7 protein-coding genes and 2 pseudogenes are annotated in these 7,315 nt (G+C 55.5%); 6 read left to right on the top strand and 3 right to left on the bottom strand.

Going from position 1 to position 7,315, the window contains the following annotated elements:
• Positions 1-414: 414 nt before the first annotated feature.
• The gene (locus tag PUT78_RS22510; protein ID WP_274354484.1) at positions 415-1,206 is read right to left on the bottom strand and encodes a DeoR/GlpR family DNA-binding transcription regulator; all 792 of its coding nucleotides are present in this window, start codon (positions 1,204-1,206) and stop codon (positions 415-417) included.
• A gap of 4 nt (positions 1,207-1,210) precedes the next feature.
• On the bottom strand, positions 1,211-2,011 hold the full coding sequence (gene hisN / locus PUT78_RS22515) for a histidinol-phosphatase (protein WP_274354485.1): 801 nt from the start codon (positions 2,009-2,011) through the stop codon (positions 1,211-1,213).
• A gap of 121 nt (positions 2,012-2,132) precedes the next feature.
• Here hisN and PUT78_RS22520 point away from each other — a divergent pair, with 121 nt between their 5' ends.
• The 3 genes from PUT78_RS22520 (at position 2,133) to PUT78_RS22530 (ending at position 5,919) form a co-directional block, all read left to right on the top strand.
• Entirely contained in the window at positions 2,133-3,143 is a 1,011-nt protein-coding gene (locus PUT78_RS22520) for an ABC transporter substrate-binding protein (protein WP_274354486.1), read from the top strand.
• Between the two features lie 74 nt (positions 3,144-3,217).
• On the top strand, positions 3,218-4,216 hold the full coding sequence (locus PUT78_RS22525; RefSeq protein WP_274354487.1) for an ABC transporter ATP-binding protein: 999 nt from the start codon (positions 3,218-3,220) through the stop codon (positions 4,214-4,216).
• Positions 4,213-5,919: an ABC transporter permease subunit gene (locus PUT78_RS22530; protein WP_274354488.1), complete on the top strand. Its 1,707-nt coding sequence runs from the start codon at positions 4,213-4,215 to the stop codon at positions 5,917-5,919. Before PUT78_RS22525 ends, PUT78_RS22530 begins: the two co-directional genes overlap by 4 nt.
• Positions 5,920-5,972: 53 nt before the next feature.
• Here PUT78_RS22530 and PUT78_RS22535 read toward each other — a convergent pair whose 3' ends face one another.
• Entirely contained in the window at positions 5,973-6,140 is a 168-nt protein-coding gene (locus PUT78_RS22535; protein ID WP_420793554.1) for a hypothetical protein, read from the bottom strand.
• Positions 6,141-6,183: 43 nt separating this feature from the next.
• Here PUT78_RS22535 and PUT78_RS22540 point away from each other — a divergent pair.
• From PUT78_RS22540 to PUT78_RS22550, 3 genes and pseudogenes are all read left to right on the top strand, one after another.
• A pseudogene (locus tag PUT78_RS22540) lies at positions 6,184-6,864 on the top strand (IS6 family transposase).
• 70 nt (positions 6,865-6,934) lie between these two features.
• Entirely contained in the window at positions 6,935-7,135 is a 201-nt protein-coding gene (locus PUT78_RS22545) for a hypothetical protein (protein ID WP_274354489.1), read from the top strand.
• A 23-nt stretch (positions 7,136-7,158) separates the two neighbouring features.
• Positions 7,159-7,315 (top strand): annotated as a pseudogene (locus PUT78_RS22550) (IS5/IS1182 family transposase); the annotation flags it as partial.

Below are 7,315 nucleotides of genomic sequence, written 5' to 3' on the forward strand. Positions count from 1 at the left end.
CGGGGCCAGAACATTCGACCAGATGTTCGACGCACTCGCCGAAGTCTGCGATCTGTTCACACCGCAGGAATGCTGGAATTACTGCTGCGAAGCAGGATATGGATCAAGTTAAAGGCTCGAGGCTTTAACAAAGTCGCAGCGAAAGTCCACTTGGTCTAAGGTTTGTGGCTGCTGTCAGCGTGATCTGCAGCGGCGACAAACCTGACAAGGAGGAAAGCGCCTTCGCGGCGACAAGCACGAACAACCGCTCTGAACCGGCGAGCTGGGTCAGTCATCTGACACAGAAGTCGGTTTTGCTTGGCATCTGACATCCTCAGTGGATACGCGTGCATGCTGATTCACAGATCAGGGGCATCAAAACAGTCGTTTTGCAGTTTCATACATCGCCAATAAACGATGACCGTTTGTCAGACTTCATGCCGTCCGTTTGGTTGCAAAAACAATATTTGCATTCTTCTGCTTGAAGTTTGCCATCTCGACATGCGTTTGAGCGCTTCTGTCAAGAATTATGGTATCGAGGGCGTCAATGGTGCAATATGAGACGCGGCTTACAACACCAAGTTTGGAATAATCAGCAAGCATAATGGTTTTTTTGCTGCACGCCACCATTGCGCGCGCGATTTCCGCCTCATCGGGGTCATAGCTAGTCGCGCCTGAGCGGGCATCCAGACCAAAGGGCGACAAAAACGCGATATCCGCATGATATCGCATGATTTCATTGATTGCGCTGGCACCAAAGGTTGCGGGCGGTTGTACCGTAAACCTGCCGCCAATCAACACCACTTTGTTGCGCCGGTCCTGCAGTGAATCGGGCGTGCCGATGCGGTTGGCAACATCTACTGAATTGGTGATGATTGTCATCCCGCTTAACTGGGCCAACCGTTCCGACAGAATGGCTGTGGTACTACCAGCATCCAGCATCAGGGTCTGCCCGGCTTCGACAAGGCTTGCTGCGGACACTGCAATCTGGCGCTTTTCCCGCAGGCGGACTGACTGTCGTTCCGCATAGGGCGGTTCGCGCAGTTCAGCTTGTGGAATAGCCCCGCCCCTGACGCGTTTCAATTCGCCGTCCTGTTCCATTTCCAGCAGATCGCGCCGGATGGTTTCGCGCGAGACACCGAATTCTTCGGTCACACGATCGATAGAAACGCCGCCAAAAGTGGCCAGTAGTGCGCGCAGCCGCTGGCGACGTTCCTCTTGCCACATGATACTATACCTTTAACATCTCAAGCGCGGCGGCATGAAGATCGGGCGTGGCTGCTGCAATAACTCGCCCATCCGAGCGCAGCCCCAACGGCGCGCCCGCCCAATCGGTTATGATGCCGCCAGCTTCTTCAATTATGGGGACAAGGGCAAGGTAGTCATAAGGTTGCAAACGGGTTTCCACCACAAGATCAATCTGGCCCAATGCAAGCATTCCGTAACTATAGCAATCCCCCCCGAATCGGGCAATGTCGACCTTGTCGCAAATCTGCTCGATTGCGCCACGTTCGTTCGTGGTGAAGTATCTTGGCGATGTTGTGTAGAACCGCGCTTCTGAAATGTTTTTGCATGGCCGGACATGGCAGGCTTTGGGGGCTGTGTTTTTGTCACTGAACCAACTGCCCGTCTCTTTTTGCCCTACCCAGCGTTCGTTGAGTGCTGGCATTTCAATGACGCCAAGCCTTGGTTTTCCACCATCAAACAGTGCAAGAAGCGTGCCCCAAATCGGCGATCCGGTGATAAAGCTGCGTGTGCCATCAATGGGGTCAATGACCCATAGCGGGCACTCGGGTTCAGACGCACCGCCAAATTCCTCACCCCAGATGGCATGGTGTGGAAAGCGTTCGGAAACGGCCGCGCGCAAAAACAGTTCAGTCTGCCGGTCGGCCTCTGTCACAGGACTGGAGTCCGCTTTCGTTTCAACGGGAACAGGTTTGCGGAACGATTCAAGGGCCAGCATGCCCGCCTGTCGGGCCACGTCCTGCGCAAACCCGGCAATTTCCAGCGAGGGATACTGCGTTGCTTCCATCTTCTATTTCCTCGTTGTGTGGATGATTAAAAATAACCATTTTTGACACAAAAACACAGATTGCCACATTTTCCAAGCTGAGTTATCCTGAATTTCCAAGCTTATCAACAGGAGACGCAACATGAGACAGACCAGAACCCGGCTTTCCGCATCGCTTGTCGTAAGCAGCCTGCTGGCTGCCCCCGCGATTTCGGGAGAAATAACTGTCTATTCAGCGCTGGAAGATGAGGAAATCGCAGCCTATCTTGAAGCCGCTCAAGAGGCGATGCCTGATCTGACAGTGAATGTCCTGCGTCTGTCGACGGGTAATCTTGGTGCACGTCTGATCGCTGAGGCGGGAAATCCGCAGGCAGATGTCTTGTGGGGCTTTGCCGTCACCAATATCCTTAATCCCGCAATTTATGACCTTCTGGACACGTATGCGCCTGAGAGTATTGATGATTTGCCAGAGCAATTTCGTGATGCCGATAATCGCTGGTTTGCCCCGATTGGCTACATGGGGGCATTTTGTGTCAATACGATGAGACTGGAACAGATCGGTGCGCCAATGCCGCAGTCATGGGCCGATCTGACCGACCCTGCATTCGAGGGCGAAATTGTCATGCCTGACCCCGGATCATCCGGCACAGGGTTTCTGCAAATTTCTGCCATTCTGCAAGGCGCGGGAGAAGAAGCGGGCTGGCAACTAATTCAGGATCTGGACCCGAACATGGCACAATATACTACGTCCGGGTCACGACCATGCCGGATGGCGCAGGTTGGTGAATACACAGTTGGGGCTTCTTTGTCCTTTGTGGCGATGCAGGGCATCGAGCAGGGCTTCCCGCTGGAAATGGTTATCCCGTCGGATTTCGCCGGATTTGAGCTTGAAGCAAACGCCCTTATCCGCGGCAGTAGCAATGCCGAAGATGCACGCCGGTTCCTTGATTGGACATTGTCGGAAAGTGCAGCGCAGGTCTATTCTGAAAACAAGGCTTTGATCACCTTGCCTGGTGTTCCAAGATCACCGCTTGCGGCGCAGGCAGGACTTCCGGATGATCTGTCTGAAGTGTTGTTCCCGATGGATTTTGCCACATCAGGGGCGCAACGTGACGCGATCATCGAGCGCTGGCGCGAATTGGTCGGGCGCTGACAGGGCCAGATAGCCGACCAGTGGCGGCGTTCCTCCTGCGCCGCCACAAGCCTGATCTAACACAGAGAGCCGCAATGCAGTTGAAAATCCGGAACCTTGAAAAATACTACGGCCAATTTCAGGCATTGTCTGATGTAAATCTGGATGTCGGGGACGAGGAATTTGTTTGCCTTCTTGGTCCTTCAGGTTGTGGAAAGACCACATTACTGCGCATCATTGCAGGGTTGGAGCCATATAATGCTGGCACCTTGGAACTTGCGGGCAAAGACCTGAGTAGCGTTGGCGCGCAAAATCGCGGGTTCGGGATTGTGTTTCAATCCTATTCCTTGTTCCAGCATATGACGGCGGCGGAAAATATCGGGTATGGGCTGCGTATTCGCAAAATCCCACCTGCCGAACGCACAGCCAAGGTGCAAAAGCTAATGGAGCTTGTGCATCTGCAATCCTTCTCGCAGCGGTATCCCTATCAGCTTTCCGGTGGGCAGCAACAACGCGTGGCGATTGCAAGGGCGCTTGCGGTGGAACCGGCCCTTCTGTTGCTTGATGAACCGCTGTCTGCGTTGGATGCGCGGGTTCGCAATGATTTGCGTTTGGAAATCCGCGACGTCCAGCGCCGCCTGCGCATTCCCACAATTATGGTAACCCATGATCAGGAAGAGGCGTTGATCATGGCTGACAAGATCGTTTGCATGAATGCCGGAAAAATCGAACAGATCGGTACGCCAAAAGAAATTTATTCACGCCCGCGCACGAGGTTCGTTGCAGATTTCGTGGGAATCTCCAATTTTCTGACACCGCAACTGGCACAGTCGGTATTGCCTGAACTGGGCAGTCAGGCGCCCGACGCACAGCATTTGCTGGCCCTGCGCCCCGAAGATATTTCGGTATCTATTTCCGATGACGCGCAAGCCCGTATTACACAAGCCAGTTTTCTGGGCAATGTGACGCGTTTGACCGTCGATCTTGGTGAAACAACCCTTCTGGCAGAAAGCCATCATAGTCAGGCCCTGCAAACTGGCGACCGCGTTGCCATTTCGGTTGCAGCGGACGCTGGTGTCTGGGTGCAGGCATGACAGTCGGCTCGACGCAAGGACATCTGCCGCCTCGCAAGATCAGTCGCGCCAAGCCACTTGTCATCCCGCCATTGGCGCGAACCTTGTATCTTACCAGCCTTTGGGTGCCATTGATCGGGCTTGGATTGTTTTTCCTTTACCCACTTGCGTTGATTGTCCAGCGCAGTTTTGTCCAGCGCGACGGCAATCTGGGCTTCGGCAATTACATAGATGTCCTGTCAATGGGCCATATTCTGGGTGTGGTCCGCAATTCTCTGGTGATGAGTGGCCTGACCACCCTGATTTGCGTGTTGTTGGGGTTTGCGATTGCCTATCTTCTTCAGCGTACCCGCGCACGGCTACGATGGGTAATTTCGATTGCGTTGCTGTTGCCACTTCTGGCCCCGTCGCTTGTTCAAGCGCTGGGGTTGATATTCCTGTTCGGGCGGAATGGTCTGATCAGTCAGGCCACCGGCTGGAACCTGCAAATATACGGGCTTTGGGGATTGGTTATTTCCAATTCCATGTATGCGCTGCCACAGGCCGTGATGATCATTCAGGCGTCGTTGCGCCAGTCCGATACACGGCAATATGACGCGGCCATGATGCTTGGCGCAACGCCGTGGCGGCGGTTCGTGGATATCACCCTGCCGAATGCGCGTTTCGGCCTGCTGAGTGCGGCTTTTGTTTGCTTTACAGTCACGATTACAGATTTCGGGAATGCCGCGGTTATTGGGGGCAACTACCGTGTCTTGGCGACAGAGATATACGCGCAGGTTGTCGGTCAGATGAATTTCAACATGGGGGCAGTAATCGGAATTTTGCTGCTTATTCCGACGCTTATGGCCTTTTATATCGAGAAGGTTGCCGCGCAGCGCCACACCAGCGGCGCGACCGAAGGCGCTATGCCGGTTGCTCCGGACAGGCGGATTTTGCGTGACATACCCTTGGGCATTCTTGGCTATGGCACGGCATTTTTTCTGATCGCGGTAGTGGCGACAGTGGTTTATGCCAGCTTTGTCACGCTTTGGCCATACCGGCTGGACCTGACCTTGCGCAACTACAACATTACAGCACAGGGCGGCTATGGGCCGCTATGGGTTTCGCTGATTGTATCGACTCAGGCCGCCGCGATCGGCACGCTTATGCTGTTTATGCTGGTTGTATCCCAGCGCCGTCTGGGGCGGGGTATGGCAAAGGCGGTGTATCTATTGGCAATCGTGCCGGTTGGTGTGCCGGGGTTGGTGCTGGGCCTTGCCTATGTGCTGTCGTTCAATGTCGCGGGTGCAGTGCCAGGCATGCTTTATGGTACGACCCTTCTGATTGCGCTGTGTAATTTCTATCACTACCATTCGCAGGGCTTCCTGACGATGGTGACAGGCATTCGTGCGGTTCCCGCCCAGCTGGAAGAAACGGTGACATGCATTGGTGGAAACACGCTGCAGGGGTTGCGCGATGTCGTTCTGCCAGTAATGCTGCCGACATTGGTTGCCGTGTTCTTTTTCTTGTTCATGCGCTCGATGGTGACCCTCTCGGCAGTGATATTCCTGATAACGCCGCGGCTAAGTGTTGGCGCTGTGTCTGTGTTGCGGCTGGATCAGGCCGGGTTTGCGACACAAGCGGCGGCCTTTTCCGTGTGTATCATGGCAGTTGTCCTGATTGCGCTAGGGTTGATGAAAATCACACTGGCCGTGGTTTCACGCAGGCCGCAGGCTGCTAAGTAATTGCAGGTGTTTGAGGCGTGGGCGTTCGCGCCACGCTTCGGAAGGCCAGTAGCCTATACACCGATACAGCGGCATTGAGACGCCTGCGATAGGGCAGGGGGGCGCAACCCCGCCGCTTTGGTCAGGTTGATGCGGAAGCGGTCGCGGCGGCGCTGGTAGCGGCGGGTCATTTCGGCGCTGGCATGGCCCAGTTGTTTCTGGACATAGCGTTCATCCGGCATTGCCAAGTTGTTTGCGTTGCGTGACTGGCTTAGGTGTTTTGGAATGAAGATAGCATCCTCTCTTCCGCGCCTGAAAGGCTTTCGTTTCCCCCGCGAGATCGTCGCCTACGCTGTTTGGGCTTACCACAGGTTTGCCCTCAGCACGGCAGATGTTGAGGATCTTCTGGCAGAGCGGGGCGTCATCGTCAGCCGCGAAACCGTCCGCCGCCGGGTTAATCGCTTTGGTGTGTATTTCGCCGCGTGCATCCGCCGGGACCGTCCCCGACCAAATGACAAATGGCATCTGGACGAGGTCGTGATCTTGATCAACGGGGTGAAACAATGGCTCTGGCGGGCCGTCGATGCTGATGGGGACACGCTTGAAATCTTGGTTCAGACCCGTGGCAACGCCTAGGCTGCATGGCGTTTCCTGAACCGGCTGATCGCGCGCTTTGGTCAGCCGAGGGTCGTCATCACCGACAAGCTGCGCAGTTATATCAAGCCGATTGCGCGTCTGGCGCCCAATGCGGACCACCGCGCTCACAAAGGCCTCAACAACCGGATCGAGGGCAGCCACAGGCCTACCCGAAGGCGGGAGAAGATCATGGGCCGCTTCAAGTCTCCACGCCAGGCACAGCGCTTTCTCGCCGCACATGACCAAATCAATACGATCTTCAAACCCCGCCGCTACCGACTGGCAGCCACGTCCTATCGCCCCGCCCGTGCTGATGCCTTCGGGTTGTGAGTCGGCTATACCCATGAAATGACCGCATGAATGCACGAGGCACAGACCACTGCACCCAGCGGACAACAACTTGGCAATGCCGGCCGCCGTGGCCATCGAAGATCGAGCGCTCGCGGCAGCAGTCGCACGGCACAAGGCGATGTTCTTTGCCGAAAAGGCTGCCGATGGCTCAACAGTGAACTACGACGCCGCACTTTCCGGGAATCTGCAACTGGTGCCAAGCGGTGAGGCGTTGTTGCATAACTCTGCTCCCCGAGGATTAACATTGTGAATCCATGGAGTTAGATAGGCTGCATGAGCAAGCCATCACCCACCCCCGACCGGACGACGAACTGGTCCAGCTACACTGCATCGCTGCGCAAGCGCGGTTCTCTGTTGATCTGGCTGGACAAGGACATGACCTGGCTCGCTCCGCAGGATGGCAACCCCGGTCGGCCTGCGGTCTTCTCGG

It is taken from the genome of Roseinatronobacter alkalisoli (genome assembly GCF_028745735.1).
GTDB lineage: Bacteria > Pseudomonadota > Alphaproteobacteria > Rhodobacterales > Rhodobacteraceae > Roseinatronobacter > Roseinatronobacter alkalisoli.

Excerpts from the sequence above, each read along its gene's own strand:
- PUT78_RS22520 (WP_274354486.1), top strand. The coding sequence starts at position 2,133 with ATGAGACAGACCAGAACCCGGCTTTCCGCATCGCTTGTCGTAAGCAGC.
- PUT78_RS22530 (WP_274354488.1), top strand. The coding sequence starts at position 4,213 with ATGACAGTCGGCTCGACGCAAGGACATCTGCCGCCTCGCAAGATCAGT.
- hisN (WP_274354485.1), bottom strand. The coding sequence starts at position 2,011 with ATGGAAGCAACGCAGTATCCCTCGCTGGAAATTGCCGGGTTTGCGCAG.
- PUT78_RS22535 (WP_420793554.1), bottom strand. The coding sequence starts at position 6,140 with ATGCCGGATGAACGCTATGTCCAGAAACAACTGGGCCATGCCAGCGCC.
- PUT78_RS22525 (WP_274354487.1), top strand. The coding sequence starts at position 3,218 with ATGCAGTTGAAAATCCGGAACCTTGAAAAATACTACGGCCAATTTCAG.
- PUT78_RS22510 (WP_274354484.1), bottom strand. The coding sequence starts at position 1,206 with ATGTGGCAAGAGGAACGTCGCCAGCGGCTGCGCGCACTACTGGCCACT.